Source organism: Pseudomonas sp. St316 (assembly GCF_018325905.1).
GTDB lineage: Bacteria > Pseudomonadota > Gammaproteobacteria > Pseudomonadales > Pseudomonadaceae > Aquipseudomonas.
Window position 1 is genome coordinate 5,228,284 of record NZ_AP021901.1, and the last position, 26,583, is coordinate 5,254,866.

The window sequence follows — 26,583 nt, forward strand, 5'->3', positions numbered from 1 at the left end:
AGATCGCAGCCTCGCTTCGCTCGACAGCGCCTACGGACGCTGCCGAAGGCGGCAATCTCGCATTATTAAATAAGAAATATTTACACCTGCAACCCTTTACACATAATGCAAATCTTTCGCATTATGTCGCAGTTTTGCGCACCCTCGCGCCAGTCCCATCCATCATCGAAGCAGGATGTTTGCCATGATTCGTATGCCCCTGGCTACCGCCAGTCTGCTGGCTATCGCTATTTCCCTCGCCGGTTGCGGCGAAGGCAAAGACAAGGCCGCCGCGCCGCAAGCGCCAACGCCTGCCGCCAGCACCGCGGCACCGGTCGCCCCTGCTGCCGGCAAAATCGACGAAGCTGCCGCCAAGGCCGTAGTCGCGCACTATGCCGACATCGTCTATGCCGTCTACAGCGATGCCCAATCCACGGCAAAGACCCTGCAAACCGCCGTCGACGCGTTCCTGGCCAAGCCGAACGCCGAGACCCTGAAGGCCGCCCGGGCTGCCTGGGTCGCCGCGCGCGTGCCTTACCTGCAAAGCGAAGTGTTCCGCTTCGGCAACACCATCATCGACGACTGGGAAGGCCAGGTGAACGCCTGGCCCCTGGACGAGGGCCTGATCGACTACGTCGATAAATCCTACGAGCACGCCTTGGGTAACCCGGGCGCTACCGCCAACATCATCGCCAACACTGAAGTCCAGATTGGCGAAGACAAGGTCGACGTGAAGGACATCACCCCGGAAAAACTCGCCAGCCTGAACGAGCTGGGCGGTTCCGAGGCCAACGTCGCCACCGGCTACCACGCCATCGAATTCCTGCTGTGGGGCCAGGACCTCAACGGCACCGGCCCGGGTGCGGGCAACCGCCCGGCGTCGGACTACCTGCAAGGTGCTGGCGCCACCGGTGGTCACAACGACCGTCGTCGTGCGTACCTCAAGTCCGTGACCCAATTGCTGGTCAACGACCTGGACGAAATGGTCGGCAACTGGAAGCCGAACGTGGCTGACAACTACCGCGCCACCCTGGAAGCCGAACCCGCCGAAAGCGGCCTGCGCAAGATGCTGTTCGGCATGGGCAGCCTGTCCCTGGGTGAACTGGCGGGCGAGCGCATGAAGGTGTCCCTGGAAGCCAACTCGCCAGAAGACGAGCAGGATTGCTTCAGCGACAACACCCACAACTCGCACTTCTACGATGCCAAGGGCATACGTAACGTTTACCTGGGCGAATACACCCGCGCCGACGGCACCAAGATGACCGGCGCGAGCCTGTCGTCCCTGGTGGCCAAGGCCGATCCGGCTGCGGACACCGCGCTCAAGGCCGACCTGGCCGACACCGAGGCCAAGATCCAGGTCATGGTAGATCACGCCAACAAGGGTGAGCACTACGACCAACTGATCGCCGCCGGTAACACTGCGGGCAACCAGATCGTGCGCGACGCCATCGCCGCGCTGGTCAAGCAGACCGGTTCGATCGAACAGGCTGCGGGCAAACTGGGCATCAGCGACCTGAACCCGGACAACGCTGATCACGAGTTCTGATCAACGCGAGCTACAAAACCTGTGGGAGCGAGCTTGCTCGCGATGAGGGCATATCAGTCGACATCACGGTTGGCTGATCCGCCGCTATCGCGAGCAAGCTCGCTCCCACAGTGGTTTCTGGGGTTTCGCAAATGTGTGAACCGCTCCCACAGGCATTTCGTTGCTTGTCGGTCATTACTGCAACCCCGCAAGCCGCCCTTCGATAAACCGCCGTTCCGGCAACTGCTGAGTCAACTCAAGCGCGCGTCGATACGCCGCCCTCGCCTCGTCCAATCGTCCCAGTTGACGACAGAATTCCGCCTGCGCCGCGTAGGCCAGGTGATAGTCGAGCAGTTCCCCGCGCCCCAGGATCGCCTCGACCAGGCGCAAGCCTGCTTCCGGTCCATCGCGCTTGGCCAAGGCGGCGGCGCGGTTGAGTTCGATCACCGGCGACGGCACGGCCCGCAACAACACATCATAAAGCCCGACAATCTGCAGCCAATCCGTCTGCTCTGCCGTCGGTGCTTCGGCATGCACCGCCGCAATCGCCGCTTGCAGGCAGTAGGGCCCGAAATGCCGGGTTTTCAGCGCTGCTTCCACCAACGCACAGCCCTCGGCGATCAGCTCGGCATCCCATAAGGATCGTGCTTGTTCATCCAGCAGGATCAGTTCACCGGTCGATGACGTTCGCGCCGGGCGCCGGGATTCGTGCAGCAGCATCAACGCCAGCAACCCCATGACCTCAGCCTCAGGCAGCAACTCCATCAGCAGGCGCCCGAGGCGGATGGCTTCGCGCGTCAGGTCTTCGCGGGTCAGCTCGGCGCCCATCGAGGCCGAATAACCCTCGTTGAACACCAGATAGATCACCCGCAGTACGCTGTCCAGCCGTTCCGGCAGTTCCGCGCGGGACGGCACTTGGTAGGGAATCCCGGCATCGCGGATTTTCGCCTTGGCCCGCACGATACGCTGGGCGATGGCCGCCGGGGCGGCGAGGAAAGCCCGGGCGATTTGTTCGGTGGTCAGGTCGCAGACTTCCCGCAACGTCAGGGGCACCTGGGCATCCGCCGCCAGGGCCGGGTGGCAACAGGTGAAAATCAGCCGCAGGCGATCATCTTCCACGTCTTCGTCACTCCACTGGCCCTGCTCCAGCTCTTCGAGCTGGGCGATCAACATTGGCCGGGACGCGGCGAAACGCGCACGCCGACGCAAACTGTCGATGGCTTTGAAACGCCCGGCAGATACCAGCCAGGCCCGCGGGTTGTCCGGCACCCCGTCGCGCTGCCAGCGCTCGACCGCAATGAAAAAGGCCTCGTGCAAGGCTTCTTCGGCGAGGTCGAAGTCCCCCAGCAGGCGAATCAACGTCGCCAGGATCCGCCGCGAGTCTTGCCGATACACCTGCTCGACCCGCGCCTTGACCGTTTCGACCGACATCAGTCGGACATGCCTTGGGGCTCGCTCCAGGCGCGGAAAATCTTCTGACGCGGGGCGTCGATGGATAACGCGTAAGGGGCAGCTGCAACGTTCATGAATGCAGTCCTGTGTGTATTTATTGTTCAGGGGTTCAGTTGGCGCACCGGTCGCACCTCGACGCAGCCGACCCGAGCCGCCGGGATATTGCCGGCGACCTGGATGGCTTCGTTGAGGTCCTTGGCATCGATCAGGTAGAAGCCCGCCAGTTGCTCCTTGGTTTCGGCGAACGGGCCGTCGGTGATCGACAGCTTGCCGCCGCGCATGCGTACCGTGGTGGCGGTCTGCACCGACTCCAGGGCCTCGGCGGCCAGCATCCGCCCACTGCCCTGGATCGATTCAGCATAGGCCATGCACTCGGCGTCCTCCGGACTGTCGGGCGAGTTGTGCAGCGTGTGTTCGTTGCTATACACCAGGCATAGATACTTCATGGAAGGCTCCCTGAGCGGATTGATCAACTATGGACGGCAGAATGAGGCTCAGCAAAAAAACCGACGGTCAGGGTTGCAGGTCGAACAGCGTCGTACCAGCCATCGGGTCGAATGGCGCGGACCAATGTTCATGGACGATTCGCCATTGCCCGGCTACACGCCGATAGCAGGCGGTCACGCGCATCCAGCAGGCCTGTTCCTCGCCTTTGTCGTTGGTGCCGCCGCAATAGGCCAGCCAATGGGCGAAGGCGATGTTCTCGGCCGGGGTAATCTTGACCTGATGGAAGTCGAACTTGTGCGGGCCGGGGCACATTTCCATGCAGGCCTGCCAATGGGCCCGGTAAGCGGTCTTGCCCTTGAATTGCAAGGCCTGGATGGCATCGAACGAGACGATGTCTTCGTCATAGAGGGCCATGACCTTTTCAACGTCCTTGGCCATCACCGCTTGGCGATAGGTGTCGATCAGGGCCTGGATTTCGGTTTCGGTGGCTTGGGTATTCATGGTGATTCTCCGCAGGTTTTTGTTGAAGACACCCTTTGTCGTTTGGAAAAACGGCGAATCGACAAGCCAACAAAAATAATTTCAAAGAAAAAATTCGCTAGAATCCAGGTCCTATTCTGCTGGCAAACAACGGATGTTTTTGTGACCGCTCAGCTCGTCCCCTACGAAGACCTGACCCCGCTTCAACGCGAACAGGTCAGCGCCATCGAAATCCACCCCGAACAGATCAAGTTCGCCGGCGATATCCACGGTGCCCTGCACACGCTGCTGTCCAAGCCCGGCCCCGGGGTCAAGGGGTTTGCGCTATTGGCTGAAGAGGTGCCGGTGGCCTTCCTGCTGCTCAAGCGCCCACCGGTACTGCCCGCCTGGGCCAATGAACACAGCGCCACCCTGCATGCCCTGCAAGTCGATCACCGGGCCCAGGGCAAAGGTTATGGCAAGGCCTGCCTGCAGGCGCTGCCCGCCGTGGCGCGAGCCGCCTGGCCGGAAATCCGCGGGCTGGAGCTCTCGGTTGACGCCGATAACGATTCGGCCATCGGCCTGTACACCCGGCTGGGCTGGGTCGACAGTGGCGAGGCCTACAAGGGCCGCATCGGTTACGAGCGGCGGATGGGGTTGGCGTTCTGATGGAACTTGACCCATAGACTCAGGATGAATGGCTGATGTTGACGTCGATTGAACAGCTGGAAGCTCTTTATGGCCTGCCCCACGAGCGGGCCGTGCGCAAACAGATCCCCTTCCTGAACGAGGATTACCAGGCGATGGTCCGGGCCTCGCCCCTGGTGGTCATCGGTTCGGCAGGACCCGACGGCCTCGATAGCTCGCCCCGGGGCGATGTGCCGGGTTTCGTGCAGGTCCTCGACGAGCACACCCTGGCCTTGCCGGATCGCCCCGGCAACAACCGCATCGACACCCTACGCAACGTCCTGCACGATCCGCGGGTATCGTTGCTGTTCCTCATTCCCGGGATTGGCGAGACCTTGCGGGTCAACGGTACGGCCCGGATCAGCGCCGAACCCGCGCTGCTGGAACGCTTTGCAGTCAACGGCAAGCCGGCTCGCACGGTGCTGCTGGTGACGGTCGAAGCGGCGTTTTTTCATTGTTCCAAAGCCATCGTGCGCTCAGACCTGTGGAATCCGGCTCGCCATCTCGAGCGCTCGGCCCTGCCCAGCGCCGGGGCGATCCACAAGCGCTTGAATGATGGACAGTTCGATGCCGAGACTTATGATCGTGAAGCACCTGCGCGGGTGCAGGCCAGCCTGTACTGAAGCGGTGACGATCAACTTGGCTTGAGCGGGATCCAGATCTCCAGGGTGCCTTGGCCGGTCCTGGGGTTGAAGTCCTCGCTGTAGCGCTCGAACTCCGGTAGCTCGGCCGCTGTATGGCCGGAATGTGGCAGCCACTCGTTCCAGATGTATTGGAACGTGTCCGGTAGTTGTTTCAACGGCCCCTTGTGTTCGAAGACCGCGTAATACCCAGGCTGGATTTCGATCCAGCGGTATTGCTCCGGCAGATCGTCGAGCCGGCTGATTTCCACGCCAGCGATGTATTCGAAACCGCCCTTCCCGTCCGGGTTGCAACACACGCCGTAGGTCACTTCATCTTTCTGCCCTGGCACCTTGCCGAGCCAGGGCAGGAACTTTTCCCAGAGCAAAGGGATGTCCTGGGCAGTGTCCTGGGTAAACCGAGCACCAAAGCCGGCGATAAGCTGAAAACGTCCCTGTTCAAAGCGTGGTTGGGCTGTGTAATCGCGTTTGTGCTTTTCCATGCGGCAACACTCCAGCAAAACGTGAAGTCGGGTTTGGCAGTATAGAAGCCAAACCGTGATTGCCAGGGCCGTTTCGCTCGTCAGATTCCAGGCAAGGCGTTGGTGACGGCTTTTCCTACAAACTCGTTGTAGCCAGAAACAATCACGTATACCGCGAAATAGCAGAAGATCGCGGCGGATGCCCAATAGGAATACCGCAGCAGTTTATCCCCAACAATTTGCCGCCCTGGGTTGCGGCCAGGCACAGGGCCGCGCACCACAACAACCCGGCGCAGAGAAAACCACTGAGGAACAGCGCCGAGCTGAGCAAGGTGCCACCACCCGAACGGGCGATAAGTGTGCCGCCCACCGCAGCGAACCAGAGGATGGCACTGGGCGATGACATGGCCAGGAAAATTCCGCGAAAGAACTCCTGGCGCGAGGAGTTGCCCTGCACCTCCAAGGTCTCGGCGAGCGCGGCACTATGGTAGATCGCCGAATGAATCATCTTCGCCGCGAAATACAGCAACAGCACCGAGCCACCGAGCCACAGCACCCAACGCACCGCCTCGTACTGCAGCAGGACGGTCATGCCCGCCAAGGCCAGGACGGCGTAGATCAGGTCACCCACGCAGGTGCCCAGGCCCAGGGCGAAACCCTGAAAGTAACCGCGCTGCATCGCCAGGGTGATCATCGCGATATTGGCCACGCCAATGTCCAGGCACAGGGAGAGACTCAGCAGGAAACCGCTGGAAAATTCCATCATTCATTCCGTTCGATTGGGGTATAGCGAATTCAACCGCCCGCAGCCATCGTTGAAGGCTGCGTGGCGAGGTAGACAGTGTCGTCGAAAATAGTTGCGCGCGGCTACTGGACAATCCGACATCCGCCCGATTATCTTGCGCCGCAGGCCACCGCAGTGGTCAACGTCGCTCGGACGGTTCCGGGCGCTCACGTATCTCGAGGCAACAATGGCCGAACAAGGTTCGCCGCGCCGCTTTGCGCGCATCGATCGACTCCCCCCGTACGTATTCAATATCACTGCCGAGCTGAAGATGGCTGCGCGTCGGCGCGGCGAAGATATCATCGACTTGAGCATGGGTAACCCCGACGGCGCCACGCCCCCGCACATCGTGGAAAAGCTGGTCACCGTCGCCCAGCGCGAAGACACCCACGGCTATTCCACCTCCAAAGGCATCCCGCGCCTGCGCCGCGCCATTTCGCGCTGGTACAAGGATCGCTATGAGGTGGACATCGACCCGGAAACCGAAGCCATTGTCACCATCGGTTCCAAGGAAGGCCTGGCCCACCTGATGCTGGCAACCCTGGACCAGGGCGACACGGTGCTGGTGCCCAACCCCAGCTATCCGATCCACATCTATGGCGCGGTGATCGCCGGCGCCCAGGTACGTTCGGTGCCGCTGGTGCCCGGGGTGGATTTCTTCGACGAACTGGAGCGGGCCATCCGCGGCTCGATTCCCAAGCCGAAGATGATGATCCTTGGCTTCCCCTCCAACCCCACCGCCCAGTGTGTGGAACTGGATTTCTTCGAACGGGTCATCGCCCTGGCCAAGCAGTACGACGTGCTGGTGATCCACGACCTGGCCTACGCCGACATCGTCTACGACGGCTGGAAAGCCCCGTCGATCATGCAGGTGCCCGGCGCGAAAGACATCGCGGTGGAGTTCTTCACCCTGTCCAAAAGCTACAACATGGCCGGCTGGCGTATCGGTTTCATGGTCGGTAACCCGGAACTGGTCAACGCCCTGGCGCGAATCAAGAGCTACCACGACTACGGCACCTTCACCCCGTTGCAGGTGGCGGCCATTGCGGCCCTTGAAGGCGACCAGCAATGCGTGCGCGACATCGCCGAGCAGTACCGCCAGCGCCGCAACGTACTGGTCAAGGGTCTGCATGAACTGGGCTGGATGGTGGAAAACCCCAAGGCGTCGATGTACGTCTGGGCCAAGATTCCCGAGGCCTACGCGCACCTGGGCTCACTGGAATTCGCCAAGAAGCTGTTGGCCGAAGCCAAGGTCTGCGTCTCGCCGGGAGTGGGGTTCGGGGAATATGGGGATGATCACGTGCGCTTCGCGCTGATCGAAAACCAGGACCGGATTCGCCAGGCGATCCGCGGGATCCGTGGGATGTTCAGGGCGGATGGGTTGGTCCACAAAACCAACGCCTGAGACAAAATCCTGAGATCACCGCAAACCCGTGTGGGAGCGAGCTTGCTCGCGATAGTGGTATGACAGTCGGCGCAAGTGTCGACTGTCAGTTCCTCATCGCGAGCAAGCTCGCTCCCACAATGGGTTATGTGCTGTGGCTTAGACCACCAGCGACAGCAACAGGATAAAGATCAACCCCACCACGGACAGGATGGTTTCCATCGCGGTCCAGGTCTTGAAGGTTTCGGCCACGGTCATGTTGAAGTACTGCTTGACCAGCCAGAAGCCCGCGTCATTGACGTGGGACAGGATCAACGAACCGGCGCCAGTCGCCAGCACCAGCAGCTCACGGTTCACACCCGGCATCATCCCCACCACCGGCACCACGATCCCGGCACCGGTAATGGTCGCCACCGTCGCCGAGCCTGTGGCAATGCGGATCACCGCAGCCACCAGCCACGCCAGCAGGATCGGCGAGATCTGCGCACTCACCGCCATGTGACCGATCACATCACCCACACCGCTGGTCACCAGCATCTGCTTGAAACCACCACCAGCACCAATGATCAGGATGATCGCGGCGGTCGGCGCAAGGCTGGCGTCCAGCCATTTGAGCATCTGGTTGGCACCGATGCCCTGCTTGTAGCCGAAGGTGTACAGCGACAGCAGCAGCGCCAGCAGCAAGGCCGAGATCGGGTGGCCGATCATGTCCATCCAGGCGCGGAAGAGGTTGCCATCGGGCAGCGCCACGTCAGCGAAGGTCTTGAGCAGCATCAGGAATACCGGCGACAGCACGGTGATCAGGGTGATGCTGAAGCTTGGCAGCTCGGCGGCGTTCGTCTCGCGGGCCAGTTGGTCCACCAGCTCCTGGTTCGGATGGCCGGGGATGTGCTTGGCAATGAACGTACCGAAGATCGGCCCGGCAATGATGGCGGTCGGCAGCGCTACGATCAGGCCATAGAGAATGGTCTTGCCGATGTCGGCACCAAATACGCCTATCGCCAGCAGCGGCCCCGGGTGCGGTGGCACCAGGCCGTGGACCGCGGAAAGACCGGCCAACAGCGGGATACCGATCTTGATGATCGACACGCCGGTGCGACGCGCAACGATGAACACCAGCGGGATCAGCAGCACGAAGCCGATTTCGAAGAACAGCGGGATGCCCACCAGGAAGGCGGCGAACATCATGGCCCACTGCACCTTGTCCTTGCCGAAGGCGCGGATCAGGGTCTGGGCGATCTGATCGGCCCCGCCCGACTCGGCCATCATTTTGCCGAGCATCGTGCCCAGCGCCAGGATGATGCCGACAAAGCCCAGCACGCCACCGAAGCCGTCCTGGAACGCCTTGATGATGGTGCCGGTCGGCATGCCCGACGTCAGGCCGAGGAACGCGGCAGCGATGGTCAGGGCAATGAACGGGTGGAATTTGAACTTGGTGATGAGGATGATGAGTCCGATCACCGTGACCACTGCATCAAGCAGCAGGAACGTCTCGTGGGACATGCCAAACATGGGAGGTGTCTCCTGATTTGTTGTTGTTATTGAAGCAGTTATTGGTTAGCCGTCGGGGTAGCGCTATCTTTCTGACGCAAATTTTTTGAAACTCAGCCGGCAAGCTTCAAACCATGGTCCAACCACCAGACGTAAGCCTGATGCGCCAACTCTTCAACGCTGTGGCTGGACGCATCCAGAGCCAGGGTCAGGGGCTCGCCGACAGGGGATTGAAGGGTGGCAAACTGGCTGTCGATCAGGGTCGACGGCATGAAATGGCCTGGACGATGAGAAACACGGTCGGCGGCCACTTCGGGGGTCAATTCAAGGAATACGAAGCCCAGGCCTGGCAAGGCGCTGCGCAGACGCTCGCGATAACTGTGCTTGAGGGCCGAGCAGGTCAGCACCGGGCGCTCACCCGAGGCGTCGACACGGCGCAACTCATCGCACAGGCTGTCGAGCCAGCCGGCACGGTCGTCGTCGTTCAAGGGAATACCGGCGCTCATCTTCTGGATGTTGGCCGCAGGATGGAAAGTGTCGCCTTCGATGGCAGTGGCGCCGCTCAACTGGCACAGCGCCTGGCTGACGCAAGTTTTGCCGCAACCGGCAACGCCCATGATGACCAGGGCGGTGATGGGATTATTCATGTAACACCTCAGCGCGCAGACAGCGCTACCTTTGCCAGTTATGACACCGCAGCAAAAGCAGAAGTTGCCGACGCCTTCTTGTCATTTTTGTGGTTGCAGCATGTTCGTTCACGACACCAGCACACGGGGATCAGGCAAACCCCACTTACGCATTTGCAGCCGCGTCGAGACAGCGCTACCTTAGTACCTTGATTTTTGTTTGGCAAGCCGCCCTGATGACCGCCCCTAAAAACGATAAGAATACTCGCACCACCGGTCGCCCTACGCTCAACGAAGTCGCACGCTTGGCCGGTGTCAGTCCCATCACCGCCTCCCGTGCCCTGCGTGGCGTCAGCACCGTCGCCTCGGAACTGGTGGAAAAAGTCCGCCAGGCCGCCGTCGAGCTCAACTACGTCGTCAACCCCGCCGCCCGCGCCTTGGCTTCGGCCCAGAGCCATTCAGTGGTCGTGCTGGTGCCGTCGTTGTCCAACCTGTTGTTCATCGACACCCTGGAAGCCATTCATCGGGTGCTGCGACCCAAGGGCTTCGAAGTGGTGATCGGCAACTACCACTATTCCCGGGACGAAGAAGAAGACCTGTTGCGCAACTACATGGCCTATCAGCCGCGGGGTTTGCTGTTGACCGGTTTCGACCGCACCGAAAGCGCCCGGCGCATGATCGAGGCCAGCAATATCCCCTGCGTATACATGATGGAGCTGGACCCCGACGCGGGGCTCAACTGCGTCGGCTTTTCCCAGCTCAAGGCCGGCGAAACAGCCGCCGAGCACCTGATTTCCAAAGGCCGCAAGCGCCTGGCCTACATCGGCGCGCAACTGGATCAGCGCACCTTGTTGCGCGGCGAAGGTTTTCGTCGCGCCCTGCAGAATGCCGGGTTGTACGACCCGGATCTGGAAGTGCTGACGCCGCGCCCATCATCGGTAGGCCTGGGCGGCGAGTTGTTCCTGCAGTTGCTGGACAGCCACCCGGACGTCGATGCGATCTTTTTCGGCAACGACGACCTGGCCCACGGCGCCTTGTTCGAGGCCCTTCGCTGCGGCATCAAGATTCCCGAGCAGGTTTCGGTGCTGGGCTTCAACGACCTGCCCGCCTCAGCCCACATGGTGCCGCGCCTGAGCAGCATCAGCACGCCAAGGGAAGCCATCGGCCGTCGCGCCGCCGAGCAAATGCTGACGTTGATGGCTGGCAACCGCATCGCGCAGCCAGTGGTGGACATGGGCTTTGAGCTCAAGGTCCGCGAAAGCACCTGAGCCTGCGCGCCAGTGCGGTCGATCCATGCCGCCCGCCGGCAAGGGTTGGCCGCCCAGCTCGCCGCGTGCCTGCCCACAAGCCCTGAAATAGGGGCCTTGCGGCGACGGCATGGGAATTGCTCCTGCCCATCGCTCAGCCATTACCCACAGGTGTTCATCATGTTGGTCAGCGCAAAACAGCAAGCGATGGTCTTGCCGCTCAAACGCCCGGGCGAAGATCCCACCGCCGAAGCCGCCAGCGGGCTGCAAAGTGCCGCGTTGCAGGCCTTGCGCGATAACGTCCAGGCCCAGGCCAGCCAGGGCAGTGCCCAGGTCCAGGACTCCTTCACCCGAAAAACCACGCAACAGGTCAACGCCGCCACGGCCATTAGCGACAAGGTGGACGAAGCGTTCGCCAAGACCCGCGTGCAATTGCAAACCACGGCTCCGTCAACGACCGAAGAAACCACGACACAAGATGGTTCTGCGACGGCAGAATTCAAGGACTACATGAGCAAGACGCCCGAAGAGCGCCTGCGCGACAGCATTCTCAAAGAGATGGGCATTAGCGAGGAAGAGTTCAAGGCGATGCCGCCCGAGAAGCAGATGGCGGTCAGCCAGGAGATTGCCCAGCGCATGCAGGACAAGTCGGCGATGGCACAAGTGGAAAAGGCCCAGCAGAACCGCACCGACGACAAAGCCTCGGCCACGGACATGTTTCTCGCCTCGCTTTAAGCCTCGGCGCATTGCGCAGCGTTTGAGCTGGGGTCAGCGCCCCAGCTCAAAACTGAGGTCAGCGGAGGCATTATCGGCTCAATGACCGAACAGGTTCACCTTCTTGGTTTTTTTGTCGGCGCGCTTTTCATCGGCAGTCTTCGCCGGTTTTTTCTTTGCCGCTTTTTTTGAATCCATGCCTTTGGACATGATACGTACTCCAGTCATACGGGATGTGAAGTCAGGTATACACCTATCGTCGCACCTGCGTTCTTTTATAATCGCCCTCCCCTTATCGCCCACGACCCTGTCATGTCCGAAATCCATTACGCAGCGCTCGAAGCATCGCTCTGGCCGCTGATGAACAAGTTTTATCGCGCCCACCAATCCTCGATGAAAGCCGTGCGTGACGCGCAGCTTTGGGTGGCGCGACGCGATCAGATCGTCGCCGCCCTGTGCCTGCGGCCGGTGTCGGGCGGGCATTGGTTGACAGGGTTGTTCGTCGACCCGGCGTACCGCGTACAAGGCATCGCCGCGCGGCTGATCGCCGAAGCGGTGAACGGCGTGAATGAGCCGGTGTGGCTGTTCTGCCACCCGGACTTGCGCGGTTTTTATGAGCGGCGTGGTTTCAGCTTCGACCCCGAACTGCCCTATGCGATGGCTGAGCGCCTGAGCCGGTATGCGCGCAGCAAGCCGATGATTGCGATGGGGTTGGCGCCTGCAAAACCTTAAAGATCAACACAGCCCACTGTGGGAGCGAGCTTGCTCGCGATGGCGTCAGGTCAGTTGCACCAAGGGTGGCTGACGCACCGCAATCGCGAGCAAGCTCGCTCCCACAGGGTTTGGGCGTGGGGGATCAATCGTCAGCCGTGGGGTCCAGGTCGGGAAACATCACCTCGGTAAACCCGAATTTGCTGAAATCACTGATGCGCGAAGGGTACAAGCGCCCGATCAGGTGATCGCATTCATGCTGCACCACCCGCGCATGAAAGCCCGACGCGTAACGCACGATCGGCTCGCCCTTGGGATCGAAGCCTTCGTAGCGGATGTGCTGGTAGCGCTCGACCGCACCGCGCAGGCCCGGCACCGACAGGCAACCTTCGAAGCCCTCTTCCATCTGCGGGCCCAGTGGAGTGATCAGCGGGTTGATCAAGATGGTCTGGGGCACCGCCTCGGCGTCGGGATAACGTTCACTGTGCTCGAAGCCGAAGATCACCAGTTGCAGGTCCACGCCGATCTGTGGCGCCGCCAGGCCGACACCGCCGACGCTTTCCATGGTCTGGAACATGTCGTCGATCAACTGCCACAACGCTGGGCTGTCGAACATGTCGACAGGCACCGGTGGGGCGATGCGCAGCAGGCGTTCATCGCCCATTTTGAGGATTTCACGGATCATGGTCGGGCTTCGTCAGGTTGGGTATGAGGGATGGAATGGTCGCGGCCCAGGCCCGACACATGCTGCTTTTCGTGCTCGCCCGCGCTCTTTTCACCTGGGTTCTTGCCCTCGGTGGACATGTGCTCGATCACCGCATTCATCTCCGCGCCGAGCAACAGCACCGCCGCAGAAATATAGAAATACAGCAACAACACAATGATCGCACCGATGCTGCCATACATGGCGTTGTAGTTGGCAAAGGTCTTGACGTAAAACGCGAAGCCCAGGGAGGCAATGATCCACACCACCACCGCCAGCACCGACCCCGGCGTGATGAAGCGAAACTCCTGCTTGACGTCGGGCATCACGTAATAGATCAGCGCCACGGCCACCATCAGCAAGATCACGATCACCGGCCAGCGCACGATGGTCCAGAGCGTGACGATGAACTCCTCCAGGCCGACCTGGGCCGCGATCCAGCCCATCACCTGTGGCCCGAGCACCATCAGCGCTGCAGCGGCCAGCAGCATGCCGGCGATGCCGACCGTGTAGAAGATCGACAGCGGAAAGCGCTTCCAGGCCGGGCGGCCTTCCACCACATCGTAGGCGGCGTTCATCGCGCTCATCATCAGCCGCACGCCCGCCGAGGCGGTCCACAACGCAATGACGATACCCACCGACAGCAACCCGCCCTTGGATTGCTGGAGCTGGTCGATCACCGGATTGACCTGCTCCAGAGCCTGGGGCGGCAGCACCAGTTCCGATTGCAGACGCAGCCAGGAGAAGAAGTCCGGCAGGTGCAGGAAGCCGATCAATGCGATCAAAAAGAGAATGAAAGGAAACAGCGAAAACAGCATCTGGTACGCCAATGCCGAGGCGTAGGTCGACATCTCGTCGTCGAGAAACTCGGTTACGGTGCGCATCATCACACGATGCAAGGGTAAGCCTTTCAAGGCTGGGAACATCATGTGCGTCTCCTTTCGCCGCAAAAAAGGAAGGTCGCTTGGCGACTCACGGGTTGTTATGCAAGACAAAAGTAACCTGTTTGGCGACTTTGGAACAATTTCCCCTCCGCAAGTTCGAGCCGACATGAGAACGGCCACCCGCGGATGGCCGTTCCAATCGTCTTGTCAGCAGGCTGGTTACGCTTTATCGACGCCTTTTTTGAGCGCGTCCTTGGCTTTGCCCACGGTTTGCTGCGCCTCGCCTTTCTTCTCTTGGACCACGCCCTCGGCGCGCATGCGGTCATTGTCCGTGGCCTTGCCCACGCCTTGCTTGATATTGCCGACAGCTTCGTTGGCAACGCCTTTCACTTTATCGCTCGTGCTACCCATGATGTGTCTCCTGTGAACAACAATACGAAGAGTCATTACACAAGGGTTGACTGGGGCCGTTTGCGGGGAGTTTCATTTTTTTCAGCGGCCCATTTCATCGCCGAATGCAGGTTGCGCTTTATGTTTGCCGATCAAGCCCCGAGAATGCCCCACGTATTCAGGCCGAGGCCTGAAGCTCCAACCCCGTAGGAACGTTATGAAACTCGATAAAAAACAGGCCATCGCCCGCAGGAACCAGGAACTGGGTGGCGCCGTACTGGGCGTCAACAACTGCCACTTCAGCGAATTGAACCGCAACCGCAACATCTTCTGGTTCGATATCCCGGTGGCGCGCCTGGCCATCGGTCAATACGAATGGATTCACCTGCTGCTGCACACGCCGGCCACCGATGAGCTGTTGCACCTGAAGGTGCCGACTGTTTTCCTTCGGGAAAAGATGGAAGGCCTGGAAGTGCGCAACCAAGGCAAACGCAAGGCAGCCCTGAGCCTGGAACTGAGTGCTGATAAAGACTCGTACTTGCAGGACATGCGGCCCGGTGGCACCAACGTGGATTTTGCGCAGTTCAGGTTGTAAGCCTGAATGTGCTCCCGCTGGGCCCTGTAGAAGCCCGCGAAGGCTCGGGCCGCGTTCGGACGATCCTTTGATCTTCCACCCAGGATTCAAATGTCAGGGGAAAGATCGCAGCCTCGCTTCGCTCGACAGCTCCTACAAGGTCCGGCGGGAGCAAGCTCCCTCGCCACAAAAACCTCTTTGCGCCAGCATCGTTGCGCAACAAAAAAGCCCCGCTTGAGCGGGGCTTTTTTGTGTAAAGGCTTTTACTTCTTCAGCCCCAGTTTCCTGAGCTCTGCATCCCGCAACTCGCGCCGCAGGATCTTGCCCACGTTGGTAGTCGGCAAGGCATCACGGAACTCCACGGCCTTGGGCACCTTGTAGCCGGTGACGTTGGCGCGCATGTGTTCCATCACCTGTTCCTTGGTCAACGTGACACCTGGCCGGGCGACGATGAAAATCTTGATCGCCTCGCCGGATTTTTCGTCCGGTACGCCGATGGCCGCACATTGCAGCACGCCCGGCAGGGTCGCCAACACATCTTCCAGTTCGTTGGGGTACACGTTGAAACCGGAGATCAGGATCATGTCTTTCTTGCGATCGACAATGCGCATGTAGCCGTCTGGCTGGATCACCGCGATATCGCCGGTCTTTAGCCAACCTTCGCTGTCGAGGATCTCGTCGGTGGCGTCCTGGCGCTGCCAGTAGCCCTTCATGACCTGCGGACCTTTCACACACAATTCGCCGACTTCGCCCAGCGGCAGTTCGACGCCTGCGTCATTGATCACCTTGCACAGCGTCGACGGCAACGGAATGCCGATGGTACCGACCTGGATGTTCTGGATCGGGTTGACGGTCGCCACCGGGCTGGTTTCGGTCATGCCATAGCCTTCGCAGATCGGGCAGCCGGTCACCGCCTTCCAACGTTCAGCCGCTGCCAGTTGCAGGGCCATGCCGCCGGACAGGGTGACTTTCAGGGCAGAGAAGTCCAGCTTGCGGAAGGCTTCGTTGTTGCACAGGGCCACGAACAGCGTATTGAGGCCGACGAAACCGCTGAACTTCCACTTCGACAGCTCCTTGACCATCGCCGGCAGGTCACGCGGGTTGCTGATCAGGATGTTGTGGTTGCCGATCAGCATCATCGCCATGCAATGAAAGGTGAAGGCATAGATGTGGTACAGCGGCAGCGGCGTGATCAGCACCTCGCAACCTTCATTGAGGTTGGAGCCCATCAGTGCCTTGCACTGCAACATGTTCGCCACCAGGTTGCGATGGGTGAGCATGGCGCCCTTGGCCACACCGGTGGTGCCACCGGTGTATTGCAGCACGGCGACATCGTCGCTGCTGGGGTTGGCTTCGCTCACAGGTTGGCCGTGGCCTTTGCTCATCACGTCGTTGAACTTGACGGCCTTGGGCAAGTGATAGGCCGGGACCATCTTCTTGACGTACTTGATCACGCTGTTGATCAACAGACGCTTGAGCGGCGGCAGCAGGTCGGCGACTTCGGTGACGATGACGTGCTTGACGCTCGTCTTGGGTACCACGGTCTCGGCCAGGTGCGCCATGTTCGCCAGGCACACCAGCGCCTTGGCCCCGGAGTCGTTGAACTGGTGTTCCATTTCCCGCGCGGTGTACAGCGGGTTGGTGTTGACCACGATCAGCCCGGCGCGGATCGCACCGAACACGGCCACCGGGTACTGGAGAACGTTGGGCAGTTGCACGGCGATTCGATCGCCCGGCTGTAAATCGGTATGCTGTTGCAGGTACGCGGCAAAGGCACCGGACAACTCGTAGAGTTCACCGTAGGTGATCGTCTTGCCGAGGTTGCTGAATGCCGGCTTGTTGGCAAAGCGTTGGCAGGACTGCTTCAACACCGCCTGAATATTCGGATACTCGTCTGGATTGATGTCGGCAGCAATCCCAGCTGGGTACTTATCCTTCCAAAAGTCTTCAATCATGGAAGCCCACTCCTCAGCAACGCGAATTCTCACCGCATTTGATGCGATTATTATTGGTGTGTGTTTATTGGTGAATCTGGCTTGAATCAAGGCCGAGAAGTCACAAAAGCGCGCCGAGAGTAGCAGCTTTGCCAAAGGCCGCCTAGAGCCAAAAATAGCCCCCACAGTCACAAACATGACTCGTGACCATTAAATGGTCACTTTTAGAGTAAAAGTTCAAAACTTCGCTGAGTCGCTCTGAATACGCAAAAAAATTGTGGGAGCGAGCTTGCTCGCGATAGCGGTGTATCAGCCGATATCTCTGTCACTGACCTAACGCTATCGCGAGCAAGCACGCTCCCACAGGGCTTGCTGGTCCTCTCTGACTTCAGGCGATGTCGCGCAGCTCCCGCCGCAGAATCTTGCCCACCGGGGTCATTGGCAACGACTCCCGCAACACGATGTGCTTGGGAATCTTGTAGCCGGTGAAGTTCTCCTTGCAGTAGGCCTTGAGTTCTTCAAGGCTGACGCCGGTTTCCCGCGCCACCACGAACAGCTTCACCGCCTCCCCCGAACGTTCGTCCGGCACGCCGATCACCGCGCAGTTGGCCACCTTGGGATGGGCCATCATCACGTCTTCGATCTCGTTGGGGTACACATTGAAGCCCGAGACGATGATCATGTCCTTCTTGCGGTCGACGATGCGCACGAAACCGTCCGGGTCGATCACCGCGATATCGCCGGACTTGAACCAGCCCTCGTGGTCCAGCACTTCGGCCGTGGCCTCAGGCTTGTTCCAGTAGCCTTTCATGATCTGCGGGCCCTTGATGCACAGCTCGCCGCGCTCGCCCAAGGGCTGCTCGACGCCATCGTCGTTGATCACTTTCATCAGCGTGCCCGGCACCGGCATCCCCACCGTGCCCAACCGGGACTTGCCGCCATAAGGATTGGCACTGGCCACTGGCGAAGTTTCGGTCAGGCCATAACCTTCGGTGATGCCGCAACCGGTGATCTGCTCCCAACGCTCGGCGGTGGCCTTGATCAGCGCCGTGCCACCGGAGTTGGTGACCTTGAGGTTGGAAAAATCCAGGGACTTGAAATCCGGATGGTCCATCAATGCCACGAACAACGTGTTGAGCCCCAGCAGCAGCGAGAAACGCCAGTTCTTCAGCTCCTTGATGAAGCCACCAATGTCCCGCGGATTGGTGATCAGCACGTTGTGGTTGCCGGTCACCATCATGCACATGCAGTTCGCCGTGAACGCATAGATATGGTAAAGCGGCAGCGGTGCAATCATGACCTCCTGGCCTTCGCGCAACAGTGGATGGCCGTCATCGCCGAGCTGCCCCAGGCAGGCCCGGGCCTGTTGCATGTTGGCCACCAGGTTGCCGTGGGTCAGCATCGCGCCCTTCGCCAACCCGGTGGTGCCGCCGGTGTATTGCAATACCGCAATATCGTCGAGGCTGACTTTCAGCGGCTTGATGCCCTGGCCGCGTCCCAGGCGCAAGGCGCTCTTGAAGGAAATGGCCTGGGGCAGCGAATAGGCCGGGACCATTTTCTTGACCTTGCTCACCATCGTGTTCACCAGCCAGCCCTTGGCGGTGGGCATCAGGTCGCCCATCTTCGCTTCGATCAGGTACTGCAGGTCCGTATCGGGCAACACCTCCTGGACTTTCTGCCCGAACATGTTCAGGTACACCAGCGCCCGGGCACCGGAGTCCTTGAACTGATGACGCATTTCCCGCGCGGTGTACAGCGGGTTGGTGTTGACCACGATCAGCCCGGCGCGCAAGGCACCGAACACGGCGATCGGGTATTGCAGGATGTTGGGCATCTGCACGGCGATTCGATCACCTGGCGCCAGGTCGGTATGGGCTTGCAGGTAGCCGGCGAAAGCCGCGCTGTAGCGCTCGAGTTCGGCATAGGTGAGGGTCACCCCCATGTTGCTGAACGCCGGACGATCGGCAAACCTCTTACAGGAACGTTCGAACACCTCGATCACCGACTTGTAGGCCCCAAGATCAACATCCAGGGGCACGCCGGTCGGGCGTTTGTCATTCCAGAAATCAGGCTGCATTGTTTTTGTCCTCTTTACCTGAGCATGTCCGGGCCGCGTCTGTATCGCTTGCAGAGGCGGAGCTCATGGGACACTAGCAGCTATGGCCAATCAGGCAAATATGGCAACCTGCGTCATTGATTGTATGAATCTTCTTGCCATGGGCGAGACGCAACGGATGCGCTATACAATGCAGCGACGCTGCGTCTGACTTTGTGCAAAGGAATCGCCATGATCCACCAAACGTTCTGGCTGACCGCGACCGACCATAGCCGCCTGTTCGTCAACCAGTGGCTGCCCGAAACCGCCCCTTTGGCGATGATCATGCTGGCTCACGGCATGGCCGAACACAGCGGCCGCTACGCCCGTCTGGCCCAGGCGCTGTGCGACGAGGGCTATGGTGTCTGCGCGGTGGACCTGCGCGGCCATGGCAAGACCGGCGAGGAAGCGATTCTCGGCCATTTTGCCGACGAGGACGGCTGGACCAAGGTCGTGGGCGACCTGGCCAGCCTCAACCACCACATCGTCCAGCATTATCCCGATACCCCCATCCTGCTGCTGGGCCACAGCATGGGCAGCTACATCGCCCAAGGTTACCTGTTGCATCACAGCGCCAGCCTGCACGGGGCGATTCTCAGCGGCTCGAACTTTCAGCCGGTGACGCTCTACCGCAGCGCTCGCCTGATCGCCCGCTTCGAACGCTGGCGCCAAGGTGCCACGGGGCGCAGTGCCCTGATCGAGTGGCTGTCGTTCGGCAGTTTCAACAAGAAATTCAAACCCACACGTAGCCCCTTTGACTGGCTCAGCCGCGATCCGGCCGAAGTCGACAAGTACGTCCACGACCCGCTGTGTGGCTTTCGCTGCACCAATCAACTGTGGGTCGACCTGCTCGGCGGGTTGCAGCAAATCAGCAAAGCGTCCAATCTCGCCCAGATCGATCCGGGCCTGCCCCTGCTGGTGGTGGGTGGCGAATGTGATCCGGTGAGCGAAGGCAAGCGTCTGAAGGATCTGGCCGACGCCTTGCGTGACGCCGGCATCCGGCACCTGCAATTGACGATTTACCCGCAGGCCCGGCACGAACTGTTCAATGAAACCAACCGCGATGAAGTGACCGCCGACGTGCTGGCCTGGATTGCCCAGGCCCTGAGCCACAAGCGGCCGCCACGCAGCGAGTAGGCTTGCAGCGTCTTTCCTTTACTCCGTCACAGGATTTGAAACAGATGACCCAGGTTACCAACACCCCTTACGAAGCCCTCGAAATCGGCCAGACCGCCAGCTATAGCAAAACCGTCGAAGAGCGTGACATCCAGCTGTTCGCGGCGATGTCGGGCGATCACAACCCGGTGCACCTGGACGCCGAGTTCGCCGCAGCGAGCATGTTCAAGGAGCGCATCGCCCATGGCATGTTCAGCGGTGCGCTGATCAGCGCGGCGGTGGCCTGCGAGTTACCTGGGCCGGGCACCATCTACATCGGCCAGCAGATGAGCTTCCAGAAACCGGTGAAAATCGGCGACACCCTGACCGTGCGCCTGGAGATCCTGGAAAAACTACCGAAATTCCGTGTGCGCATCGCCACGCGCGTGTTCAACCAGCGCGACGAACTGGTGGTGGACGGCGAGGCCGAAATCCTCGCACCGCGCAAACAGCAGACCGTGACTTTGCCGACGTTGCCGGCGATTACTGTGGGTTGATTCACTGAAGCGATCAGCCACAGCGGATTGGATGAAGCAACACCTCCCCTGTGGCGAGGGAGCTTGCTCCCGTTCGGCGGCGAAGCCGTCGTAAACAAAGCGCCCGTGTTCGATCAGATCCAACGCGGGCGCTTTTTCAGGGGTGCTTCGCCCCCCAGCGGGAGCAAGCTCCCTCGCCACAAGGTGCGTGGCGCTACGGACTATGGCTGGTCTTCGCGCACCTGCACGCTCGCCGTCATCCCGGCGCTCAGGTTCACCCCCTCCGGCACCTTGTCCAACTTGATCCGTACCGGTATCCGCTGGGCCAGTCGTACCCAATTGAAGGTCGGCTCGACCTCTGCCAACAGCTGCGCATCGGGGTTGGTGTTGCGGTCGGTAATGCCACGGCTGATGCTTTCGACATGGCCTTCCAAGGCATGGCCGGCGCTCATCAGCCAGATCTTGACCGGATCGCCCACGCGAATCCTTGGCAACTTGGTTTCTTCGAAATAGGCCTGCACATAGAACGTCGAGTCGTCGATCAGCGCCATGACCGGCTGCCCGGCATTCACGTAGTTGCCTTCGGCCAGGCGCAGGTTGGTGATGTGGCCGTTGCGTGGGGCCAGGACCTGGCTGCGCGCCAGGTTGAGTTCGGCCACCTTGGCCTCGGCCTGGGCTTCGCGCAGTTCGCCTCGGGCAATGCCGGCGTTGATCTGGGCGTTTTCCCGCAGTTCGGCACTGATGGCCTGGGGCCCCAGGGCCGCACGGCGGCTGGCTTCGTGTTCGCGCAAGCTCAGTTGCTGCTGACGCGTCTGGACCACCGCCCGGGCTTTCTCCAGCGCCGCCTCGAAACGCTCACGGTCGATACTCAGCAACACCTCGCCGGCCTTGACCTGCTGGTTATCCACAGCCTTGAGCTCGCGCACCCAGCCCGATACGTCGGGTGCAATCACCACCACGTCCGCGCGGATCCGCGCATCGCGGGTCCAGGGCGTGAGCATGTAGTACTGCCACAGGTGAAACCCGGCGAAGATCGCCACGGCCACCATGCACAGCGTGACGACGACACGTACGGAGGTACGCATGTTCAACTCCTATAGCGGCCCGAGGACCACGGTAATAACGGTCAGGACACAGACATACAGGGCGCAGTCGAACAAGGCTTCATGCCAGATCCAGCGCCCGGCCGGCACCAGGCTGAGCAACAGGCGCAGCGCGCCGGTCACCAACAACGCCAGCACCAGATAAATCAGGAACGGGCTGAGCAACACCCCGCCAATCGACCACTCACGCAAGCCCATGGCTGTGCTCCCGTCGTTCAGGTTCGTGCTGGTGGCACCAGGCGCGCCAGCTGTTTTGCAATTGCACCACCGCGCCCTGGGCCAGCTTCACTGCGTCACCGGGTGGTTGGGTCGACAACACCGTCAGGAACTGCGCGCTCGCCGCAGCCAGCGCATCGGCCTGGTCACCGGCCGGGCCGCGTTCGAGTACCTGCTCCAGTGCTTCGAAGTAACGCCGCTGCGCCTGGGTATCGGGCACTTGGGCGACGGCCAGGCTCAGGCGCAGATGCAACAGTTCATCGCCAATGTCCAGGCCAAGCAAACCATCATCCCAGCGGCTGCGCGCCTGCACCGGCAATTCAGGGTAATGCCTTGCCAACTGCAACAGCCGGTCGGCCATGCGCCCACCGAACCAACTCTCGGCGCCACGCAGGCTGCGATGGGTCAGGCGCACCAGATCGTGGAGGGTCGCGGCCAGCAGGCGGCGGCTGTGCCAGGCCGGGTTGCGCAAAATCAGCAGATTGAAGGCCAGCACCGCCGCGCCTACGCCAATCATAATTGCCTGGGCGTTGTTGAAGAACGCCGCGACGTCGTATTTCATGGTATTGAGCGGTGAAACCAGCACCACAAAATGCAGGCAGAACGACGTCGCCGTAGCGAAGATCTGCGGCTTGGCCATACCCAGCGCGCCGAAAAACAACGGCACGCCCATGGCCATGCAGAGCATCGCGAAGCTGCTCCATTGCGGGAGTATGAGCTCGCCGATCACGAACGCCGTCGGCACAGCCAACAGGATGCCCCGCAGAAAACTCATGCCGATCTGCGCGCCGTTTTCGCGACTGGCAAACAGGCTGCACACCACGCACGTCAGCACCAGCGCACCCGATGCGGCCGGCCAGGCGGTCGCCAGCCAGAAACTGGCCACCGCCAGGAACGCCAGGGCGCTGCGAGCACCGAAGACCATGGCCAGGGACAGATCACGATGAGGCGCCAGGGTTCGCGGTGGATCCGCCGCCTCCCGGCCCTCCTGCACCGCCGTCAAGGCGGCGCAGGCGGCCAGGGCGGTATCGAGCAACAAGGCGAACCGCGCCAGGCAATAACTTTGCGCCGAACTGATCTGCGGGTCGTGAGATGCATCCCATACCCGGGGGCGCAAGGCTTGCAGGGTCGCACTGTCGGCGTCGAGGGCCTGCCGTACCTCGTTCATCCACGGCTGGAGGGCCTCGGCCTCCTCGGGGTCAAGCTGTTTCCACTGCCGACGTACCGAGCGCGAAAGGCGCAGCAGCATCAGCAATTTCTGGCTCAAGCCGCTGATGGCCCGGGCTCGCTGCCGGCCACGGCTGCCTTCGAACCAGGCATGTTCGCGCTGGGCATCCACCGCGACGATCCTGCCCAGAATTTCCAGCAATCCTTTTCGCGCCTGGACATCGCCAGCCAGGGTTGCCCGGGCGGCCTGCATGCCGCTCTGCCAGGCGGCAAGGGCCTGACCGGCCAGTTGCCGCTCGACCCGCAACGGCCAGAGCAAGGCACTGGCCGCCGTGGCGCAAACAATGCCCAGGCTGATCTCGGTGCAGCGCGCCACCGCCTGGTCGAACACACCCAGCGGATGGGAAATGGCCGGCAAGGCAATGATCGCCACCGTGTAACCGGCCAACACGAATGAATACGACCAGGCACTGCGCAGCAGCGTCGAACAGGCTGTGCACAACCCCAGCCAGAGCGCCAAGGCCAGCAGGAACAACCAGGGCGCCTGGGCAAACAGGCCCATGAACACCACCGACATGACGGTGCCCACCAACGTGCCGACCAATCGCGCCAACCCCTTCTGCACCACCATCCCGGACAGTGGCTGGGCGACGATGATCGCGGTCATCAGCGCCCATGACGGCTGCTCCAGCCCCCAGCGCAACGCCAGCCACAACGCCAGCCCAGCACCAAGCACCGTCTTGATGGCGAACTGCAAAGCGAGGCGGTCGGGGGCGAACAAGGCCTGGAAGGTAATGGGCACGCGAAAAACTCTTTGGGAGATGCCAGTAACAATAGATGCTATGCGGGGAGATAGGCGATGCAATTATTAGCTAGCTACCTATCAGAGTCCAGAGTTGTTTGTCGCCATCATGCGAGGGCTTTTGTGGCGAGGGAGCTTGCTCCCGCTGGGTTGCGCAGCGACCCTGATTTTGGGCTGCTACGCAGCCCAGCGGGAGCAAGCTCCCTCGCCACAGGTACTTTTTCATCGTTATAAAAAAACGCCAGGCAAGCTGGCGTTTTTTGGATCAGGACGCGTTGTTAGCTGGCGCGCGCCTGATTACGCAGGGCCTTGACCTGGTCATGGTTGCGTTGCACACCGTGGTACTGACGCTCAACCAGGTCACGAATACCGACCAGGTTGTGCTTGGTGATTTTCTCCAGCGCTTCCTTGTAGGCCTTGAGCGCATGGTCTTCGCCACGCTCGGCTTCGTTGAGCACCGCTTCTTCATCCTTGCCGGTGAACATGGATTTCACGTCCACCCAACGACGGTGCAGGTCACCGGCAACGCTGGTGGAGGTTTCCGGATCGCCGCCCAGGGAGCGAACCGCCGCTTGCAGTTCGGCCGCAGCAGTCGCGCAATCCGCAGCACGTTGAACGAACAGCGCCTTGAGTTGTGGGTGCTTGATGTCTTCAGCGCAGGTCTTGAAGCCTTCCTGGCCATCTTTGCTGGTCTCGATCAGGTCGTTCAAGACGGAGATGGATTCTTTGTTGATGTCAGTCATTTTTCAGTTCCTTTGCTTGGTGAATAAAAAACCTGCAAGGGATATTGCATCGGCCATGCCAGTCCAAGAATTCAGTTATTTCCCTTTAAAATCAATAAATTAACAAAAAACAAAAAAACTGTATCCGCGTTATTTGCATGATCTGTCATTTGGCCTGCATGCAGAATGCCTGTATTTTCGAGGCAGATTTGAATCAGACGATTGCCATGAACCCGGAAAAGCTCGAATTGCTCATCACGCGTCAAATGCCATTCGGCAAATACAAGGGTCGAATCCTGGCTGACCTGCCCGGTCAATACCTGAACTGGTTCGCCCGCGAGGGTTTTCCTCACGGTGAACTGGGTGGTTTGCTGGCACTGATGCAGGAAATCGATCATAACGGGCTGTCGGACCTGCTCGATCCATTGCGTGCCAAACACGGCAAACCCAAGCCTCGCCCCTGACCAGTTGAGCCCCCGTCATGCCCGAAAACACGCTACGCGCCCACGATGAAGCTTTCTGGCAGACGTTTGTCGGCCGCTACGACGTCGATCCCGCCGGCCCGCTCAACCTGGAAAACGGTTACTTCACACGGATGTCCCGTACCGTGGTGGAGGAGTACCAGCGCAACATCGAACTCATCAACCGGGGCAACTCGGTGTACGTGCGCCAGCATTTCGACCGTGAACACGGCGAAACCATTCGTCGACAGGTGGCCCGACTGATCCACGCATCCCCCAGAGCGTGGCATTGGCCGGTAGCGCGGTGGATGCCTTGCAGACGCTGATTCGCAACTACAACCGCCTCAAGCCAGGCGATCAAGTGCTGATCTGTGATCTGGAATATGCCTCGGTCAAAAGCGCAATGCGCTGGCTGGCCCGCCAGCGTGGCGCGCAGGTGATCGAGATAGTCCACCAGCACCCTGCCAGTTTCGAAAGCCTGGTGGGCACTTATCGCGAAGCGTTCATTCGCTACCCTCGCCTCAAGTTGATGGCGCTGACCTACGTCAACCACCTCACCGGACTGGTGATGCCGGTCCAGGCCATTGCCGAGACTGCCCGCGAGTTTGCTGTCGACATCATCCTCGACGGTGCCCACGCCCTGGGCCAGATCGATTTCAACCTGAAGAAGCTCGGGATCGAATTTGCCGGGTTCAACCTGCAGAAGTGGATCGGCGGGCCCCTCTCCCAGGGCTTCCTGTACATCGCCCCGCAGCGGTTGGCCGACATCGACCCGGACATGGACGAAGACAGCTACCCCGCCACCGACGTCCGCTCACGCACGCCCCACAGCACGCCCAACATCCCTGCCTTGCTCACCTTGCCGCTGGTCTTCGAAGAACACCAGGCCCTGGGCGGCGCTTCGGCCAAAGGCGCGCGCCTCTGTTATCTGCGTGACCTGTGGGTGAGCGCCGTGCGCGATGTGCCGGGCATCGAAGTCATGACCCCGGATGACCTGGGTCTCTATTGCGGCATCACCGCGATGCGCTTCACCGCCCAGGCCGATCAGCAGGTGATGGCTGATCGATTGCTCAATGAGCATGGGATCTTCACCGTGGTGCGCCACACCAGTGTCGGGCCGTGTATTCGCATTACCCCGGGGCTGGTCACCTTGGCGAGTGATATCGAGCGGTTGACTGCAGCGCTGATTAAGCTGAGCCGTACCTAAATCCCTTGCTCCCTCGCCACAAAAGCTAAAACCCAGGCAAAAAAAAAACGGCGCGCCGACCAAGCGCACCGTAAAACCGTAGAACA

26 protein-coding genes and 2 pseudogenes are annotated in these 26,583 nt (G+C 60.7%); 12 read left to right on the plus strand and 16 right to left on the minus strand.

All coding sequences use genetic code 11. From position 1 onward, the window contains the following. Window positions 1-184: 184 nt before the first annotated feature. A complete protein-coding gene (locus tag KI237_RS23305) occupies window positions 185-1,525 on the plus strand; it encodes an imelysin family protein (protein WP_212797240.1) in 1,341 nt (446 codons plus the stop codon). Between the two features lie 174 nt (window positions 1,526-1,699). Here KI237_RS23305 and KI237_RS23310 read toward each other — a convergent pair whose 3' ends face one another. The 3 genes from KI237_RS23310 to KI237_RS23325 all read right to left on the minus strand — a co-directional run bounded on the left by KI237_RS23310 (window position 1,700) and on the right by KI237_RS23325 (window position 3,904). Further along, window positions 1,700-2,935 carry an RNA polymerase sigma factor gene (locus KI237_RS23310; RefSeq protein ID WP_212797241.1) on the minus strand — a complete coding sequence of 412 codons (1,236 nt, stop codon included), beginning with the start codon at window positions 2,933-2,935 and terminating at the stop codon, window positions 1,700-1,702. Between the two features lie 122 nt (window positions 2,936-3,057). Then, window positions 3,058-3,402, minus strand: a complete 345-nt coding sequence (locus KI237_RS23320) for a YciI family protein (protein ID WP_003198606.1) — start codon at window positions 3,400-3,402, stop codon at window positions 3,058-3,060. A 67-nt stretch (window positions 3,403-3,469) separates the two neighbouring features. Then, on the minus strand, window positions 3,470-3,904 hold the full coding sequence (locus tag KI237_RS23325) for a YybH family protein (RefSeq protein ID WP_003198604.1): 435 nt from the start codon (window positions 3,902-3,904) through the stop codon (window positions 3,470-3,472). 141 nt (window positions 3,905-4,045) lie between these two features. On the opposite strand from KI237_RS23325, the gene KI237_RS23330 reads away from it, so the two are divergent. Both KI237_RS23330 and KI237_RS23335 read left to right on the plus strand, forming a co-directional pair. Further along, a complete protein-coding gene (locus KI237_RS23330) occupies window positions 4,046-4,531 on the plus strand; it encodes a GNAT family N-acetyltransferase (protein ID WP_003198602.1) in 486 nt (161 codons plus the stop codon). A 35-nt stretch (window positions 4,532-4,566) separates the two neighbouring features. After that, window positions 4,567-5,172 carry a pyridoxamine 5'-phosphate oxidase family protein gene (locus KI237_RS23335; protein ID WP_212797242.1) on the plus strand — a complete coding sequence of 202 codons (606 nt, stop codon included), beginning with the start codon at window positions 4,567-4,569 and terminating at the stop codon, window positions 5,170-5,172. 11 nt (window positions 5,173-5,183) lie between these two features. Here the strand turns inward: KI237_RS23335 and KI237_RS23340 are convergent, their stop codons facing one another. Beyond that, window positions 5,184-5,672, minus strand: a complete 489-nt coding sequence (locus KI237_RS23340) for a GyrI-like domain-containing protein (protein WP_212797243.1) — start codon at window positions 5,670-5,672, stop codon at window positions 5,184-5,186. Window positions 5,673-5,752: 80 nt separating this feature from the next. Beyond that, window positions 5,753-6,414: pseudogene (locus KI237_RS23345) on the minus strand (LysE family translocator). A 208-nt stretch (window positions 6,415-6,622) separates the two neighbouring features. Here KI237_RS23345 and alaC point away from each other — a divergent pair. Then, a complete protein-coding gene (gene alaC / locus KI237_RS23350) occupies window positions 6,623-7,840 on the plus strand; it encodes an alanine transaminase (RefSeq protein WP_212797244.1) in 1,218 nt (405 codons plus the stop codon). A 138-nt stretch (window positions 7,841-7,978) separates the two neighbouring features. On the opposite strand, the gene KI237_RS23355 is transcribed toward alaC, so the two are convergent. Next, window positions 7,979-9,331: a GntP family permease gene (locus KI237_RS23355; protein WP_212797245.1), complete on the minus strand. Its 1,353-nt coding sequence runs from the start codon at window positions 9,329-9,331 to the stop codon at window positions 7,979-7,981. Between the two features lie 92 nt (window positions 9,332-9,423). Then, window positions 9,424-9,957: a gluconokinase gene (locus KI237_RS23360; RefSeq protein WP_212797246.1), complete on the minus strand. Its 534-nt coding sequence runs from the start codon at window positions 9,955-9,957 to the stop codon at window positions 9,424-9,426. Between the two features lie 215 nt (window positions 9,958-10,172). Between KI237_RS23360 and gntR the strand changes: the two genes are divergently transcribed. The 3 genes from gntR (at window position 10,173) to KI237_RS23375 (ending at window position 12,629) form a co-directional block, all read left to right on the plus strand. Then, window positions 10,173-11,204: an HTH-type transcriptional regulator GntR gene (gntR, locus tag KI237_RS23365; RefSeq protein ID WP_212797247.1), complete on the plus strand. Its 1,032-nt coding sequence runs from the start codon at window positions 10,173-10,175 to the stop codon at window positions 11,202-11,204. A 159-nt stretch (window positions 11,205-11,363) separates the two neighbouring features. Next, window positions 11,364-11,918 carry a hypothetical protein gene (locus tag KI237_RS23370; RefSeq protein ID WP_212797248.1) on the plus strand — a complete coding sequence of 185 codons (555 nt, stop codon included), beginning with the start codon at window positions 11,364-11,366 and terminating at the stop codon, window positions 11,916-11,918. 291 nt (window positions 11,919-12,209) lie between these two features. Further along, window positions 12,210-12,629, plus strand: a complete 420-nt coding sequence (locus KI237_RS23375; protein WP_212797249.1) for a GNAT family N-acetyltransferase — start codon at window positions 12,210-12,212, stop codon at window positions 12,627-12,629. 124 nt (window positions 12,630-12,753) lie between these two features. Here KI237_RS23375 and def read toward each other — a convergent pair whose 3' ends face one another. The 3 genes from def to KI237_RS23390 all read right to left on the minus strand — a co-directional run bounded on the left by def (window position 12,754) and on the right by KI237_RS23390 (window position 14,606). Beyond that, entirely contained in the window at window positions 12,754-13,293 is a 540-nt protein-coding gene (gene def, locus KI237_RS23380; protein WP_212797250.1) for a peptide deformylase, read from the minus strand. Beyond that, window positions 13,290-14,240, minus strand: coding sequence for a YihY/virulence factor BrkB family protein (locus KI237_RS23385; RefSeq protein WP_212797251.1), 951 nt, complete (start codon window positions 14,238-14,240; stop codon window positions 13,290-13,292). Before KI237_RS23385 ends, def begins: the two co-directional genes overlap by 4 nt. A 174-nt stretch (window positions 14,241-14,414) precedes the next feature. Beyond that, on the minus strand, window positions 14,415-14,606 hold the full coding sequence (locus tag KI237_RS23390) for a CsbD family protein (protein ID WP_212797252.1): 192 nt from the start codon (window positions 14,604-14,606) through the stop codon (window positions 14,415-14,417). Between the two features lie 196 nt (window positions 14,607-14,802). Between KI237_RS23390 and KI237_RS23395 the strand changes: the two genes are divergently transcribed. After that, window positions 14,803-15,180, plus strand: coding sequence for a hypothetical protein (locus KI237_RS23395; protein WP_003184570.1), 378 nt, complete (start codon window positions 14,803-14,805; stop codon window positions 15,178-15,180). Window positions 15,181-15,422: 242 nt separating this feature from the next. On the opposite strand, the gene fadD1 is transcribed toward KI237_RS23395, so the two are convergent. Both fadD1 and fadD2 read right to left on the minus strand, forming a co-directional pair. Further along, complete coding sequence (fadD1, locus tag KI237_RS23400) at window positions 15,423-17,114, minus strand: long-chain-fatty-acid--CoA ligase FadD1 (RefSeq protein WP_212797253.1); 1,692 nt, start codon at window positions 17,112-17,114, stop codon at window positions 15,423-15,425. A 367-nt stretch (window positions 17,115-17,481) separates the two neighbouring features. Then, window positions 17,482-19,170, minus strand: a complete 1,689-nt coding sequence (gene fadD2, locus KI237_RS23405; RefSeq protein ID WP_212797254.1) for a long-chain-fatty-acid--CoA ligase FadD2 — start codon at window positions 19,168-19,170, stop codon at window positions 17,482-17,484. A gap of 210 nt (window positions 19,171-19,380) precedes the next feature. Between fadD2 and KI237_RS23410 the strand changes: the two genes are divergently transcribed. Both KI237_RS23410 and KI237_RS23415 read left to right on the plus strand, forming a co-directional pair. After that, window positions 19,381-20,325, plus strand: a complete 945-nt coding sequence (locus KI237_RS23410) for an alpha/beta hydrolase (RefSeq protein WP_212797255.1) — start codon at window positions 19,381-19,383, stop codon at window positions 20,323-20,325. 44 nt (window positions 20,326-20,369) lie between these two features. After that, on the plus strand, window positions 20,370-20,840 hold the full coding sequence (locus tag KI237_RS23415) for a MaoC family dehydratase (protein WP_014336929.1): 471 nt from the start codon (window positions 20,370-20,372) through the stop codon (window positions 20,838-20,840). Window positions 20,841-21,040: 200 nt separating this feature from the next. Here KI237_RS23415 and KI237_RS23420 read toward each other — a convergent pair whose 3' ends face one another. The 4 genes from KI237_RS23420 to KI237_RS23435 all read right to left on the minus strand — a co-directional run bounded on the left by KI237_RS23420 (window position 21,041) and on the right by KI237_RS23435 (window position 24,850). Next, window positions 21,041-21,904 carry an efflux RND transporter periplasmic adaptor subunit gene (locus KI237_RS23420; RefSeq protein WP_212797256.1) on the minus strand — a complete coding sequence of 288 codons (864 nt, stop codon included), beginning with the start codon at window positions 21,902-21,904 and terminating at the stop codon, window positions 21,041-21,043. Window positions 21,905-21,913: 9 nt separating this feature from the next. Then, entirely contained in the window at window positions 21,914-22,120 is a 207-nt protein-coding gene (locus KI237_RS23425) for a DUF1656 domain-containing protein (RefSeq protein WP_092203896.1), read from the minus strand. Further along, complete coding sequence (locus tag KI237_RS23430; protein ID WP_212797257.1) at window positions 22,107-24,107, minus strand: FUSC family protein; 2,001 nt, start codon at window positions 24,105-24,107, stop codon at window positions 22,107-22,109. Before KI237_RS23430 ends, KI237_RS23425 begins: the two co-directional genes overlap by 14 nt. A 278-nt stretch (window positions 24,108-24,385) precedes the next feature. After that, complete coding sequence (locus KI237_RS23435; RefSeq protein ID WP_003198561.1) at window positions 24,386-24,850, minus strand: ferritin-like domain-containing protein; 465 nt, start codon at window positions 24,848-24,850, stop codon at window positions 24,386-24,388. A 206-nt stretch (window positions 24,851-25,056) separates the two neighbouring features. Here KI237_RS23435 and KI237_RS23440 point away from each other — a divergent pair, with 206 nt between their 5' ends. Continuing rightward, window positions 25,057-25,293 (plus strand): DUF3820 family protein, encoded by a 237-nt coding sequence (locus KI237_RS23440; protein ID WP_014336924.1) that lies wholly within the window; start codon window positions 25,057-25,059, stop codon window positions 25,291-25,293. Window positions 25,294-25,310: 17 nt separating this feature from the next. Next, a pseudogene (locus tag KI237_RS23445) lies at window positions 25,311-26,497 on the plus strand (aminotransferase class V-fold PLP-dependent enzyme). The last annotated feature ends 86 nt before the right edge of the window (window positions 26,498-26,583 follow it).

Bases quoted from the DNA above. Each gene is read 5' to 3' on its own strand.
- def (WP_212797250.1), bottom strand. From the start codon at position 13,293: ATGATCCGTGAAATCCTCAAAATGGGCGATGAACGCCTGCTGCGCATC.
- KI237_RS23360 (WP_212797246.1), bottom strand. From the start codon at position 9,957: ATGAATAATCCCATCACCGCCCTGGTCATCATGGGCGTTGCCGGTTGC.
- KI237_RS23310 (WP_212797241.1), bottom strand. From the start codon at position 2,935: ATGTCGGTCGAAACGGTCAAGGCGCGGGTCGAGCAGGTGTATCGGCAA.
- KI237_RS23370 (WP_212797248.1), top strand. From the start codon at position 11,364: ATGTTGGTCAGCGCAAAACAGCAAGCGATGGTCTTGCCGCTCAAACGC.
- alaC (WP_212797244.1), top strand. From the start codon at position 6,623: ATGGCCGAACAAGGTTCGCCGCGCCGCTTTGCGCGCATCGATCGACTC.
- KI237_RS23415 (WP_014336929.1), top strand. From the start codon at position 20,370: ATGACCCAGGTTACCAACACCCCTTACGAAGCCCTCGAAATCGGCCAG.
- KI237_RS23435 (WP_003198561.1), bottom strand. From the start codon at position 24,850: ATGACTGACATCAACAAAGAATCCATCTCCGTCTTGAACGACCTGATC.
- KI237_RS23420 (WP_212797256.1), bottom strand. From the start codon at position 21,904: ATGCGTACCTCCGTACGTGTCGTCGTCACGCTGTGCATGGTGGCCGTG.
- KI237_RS23325 (WP_003198604.1), bottom strand. From the start codon at position 3,904: ATGAATACCCAAGCCACCGAAACCGAAATCCAGGCCCTGATCGACACC.
- fadD1 (WP_212797253.1), bottom strand. From the start codon at position 17,114: ATGATTGAAGACTTTTGGAAGGATAAGTACCCAGCTGGGATTGCTGCC.
- KI237_RS23390 (WP_212797252.1), bottom strand. From the start codon at position 14,606: ATGGGTAGCACGAGCGATAAAGTGAAAGGCGTTGCCAACGAAGCTGTC.
- KI237_RS23340 (WP_212797243.1), bottom strand. From the start codon at position 5,672: ATGGAAAAGCACAAACGCGATTACACAGCCCAACCACGCTTTGAACAG.
- KI237_RS23305 (WP_212797240.1), top strand. From the start codon at position 185: ATGATTCGTATGCCCCTGGCTACCGCCAGTCTGCTGGCTATCGCTATT.
- KI237_RS23320 (WP_003198606.1), bottom strand. From the start codon at position 3,402: ATGAAGTATCTATGCCTGGTGTATAGCAACGAACACACGCTGCACAAC.
- KI237_RS23375 (WP_212797249.1), top strand. From the start codon at position 12,210: ATGTCCGAAATCCATTACGCAGCGCTCGAAGCATCGCTCTGGCCGCTG.
- KI237_RS23335 (WP_212797242.1), top strand. From the start codon at position 4,567: ATGTTGACGTCGATTGAACAGCTGGAAGCTCTTTATGGCCTGCCCCAC.
- KI237_RS23440 (WP_014336924.1), top strand. From the start codon at position 25,057: ATGAACCCGGAAAAGCTCGAATTGCTCATCACGCGTCAAATGCCATTC.
- KI237_RS23355 (WP_212797245.1), bottom strand. From the start codon at position 9,331: ATGTTTGGCATGTCCCACGAGACGTTCCTGCTGCTTGATGCAGTGGTC.
- KI237_RS23385 (WP_212797251.1), bottom strand. From the start codon at position 14,240: ATGATGTTCCCAGCCTTGAAAGGCTTACCCTTGCATCGTGTGATGATG.
- KI237_RS23425 (WP_092203896.1), bottom strand. From the start codon at position 22,120: ATGGGCTTGCGTGAGTGGTCGATTGGCGGGGTGTTGCTCAGCCCGTTC.
- KI237_RS23410 (WP_212797255.1), top strand. From the start codon at position 19,381: ATGATCCACCAAACGTTCTGGCTGACCGCGACCGACCATAGCCGCCTG.
- KI237_RS23395 (WP_003184570.1), top strand. From the start codon at position 14,803: ATGAAACTCGATAAAAAACAGGCCATCGCCCGCAGGAACCAGGAACTG.
- fadD2 (WP_212797254.1), bottom strand. From the start codon at position 19,170: ATGCAGCCTGATTTCTGGAATGACAAACGCCCGACCGGCGTGCCCCTG.
- gntR (WP_212797247.1), top strand. From the start codon at position 10,173: ATGACCGCCCCTAAAAACGATAAGAATACTCGCACCACCGGTCGCCCT.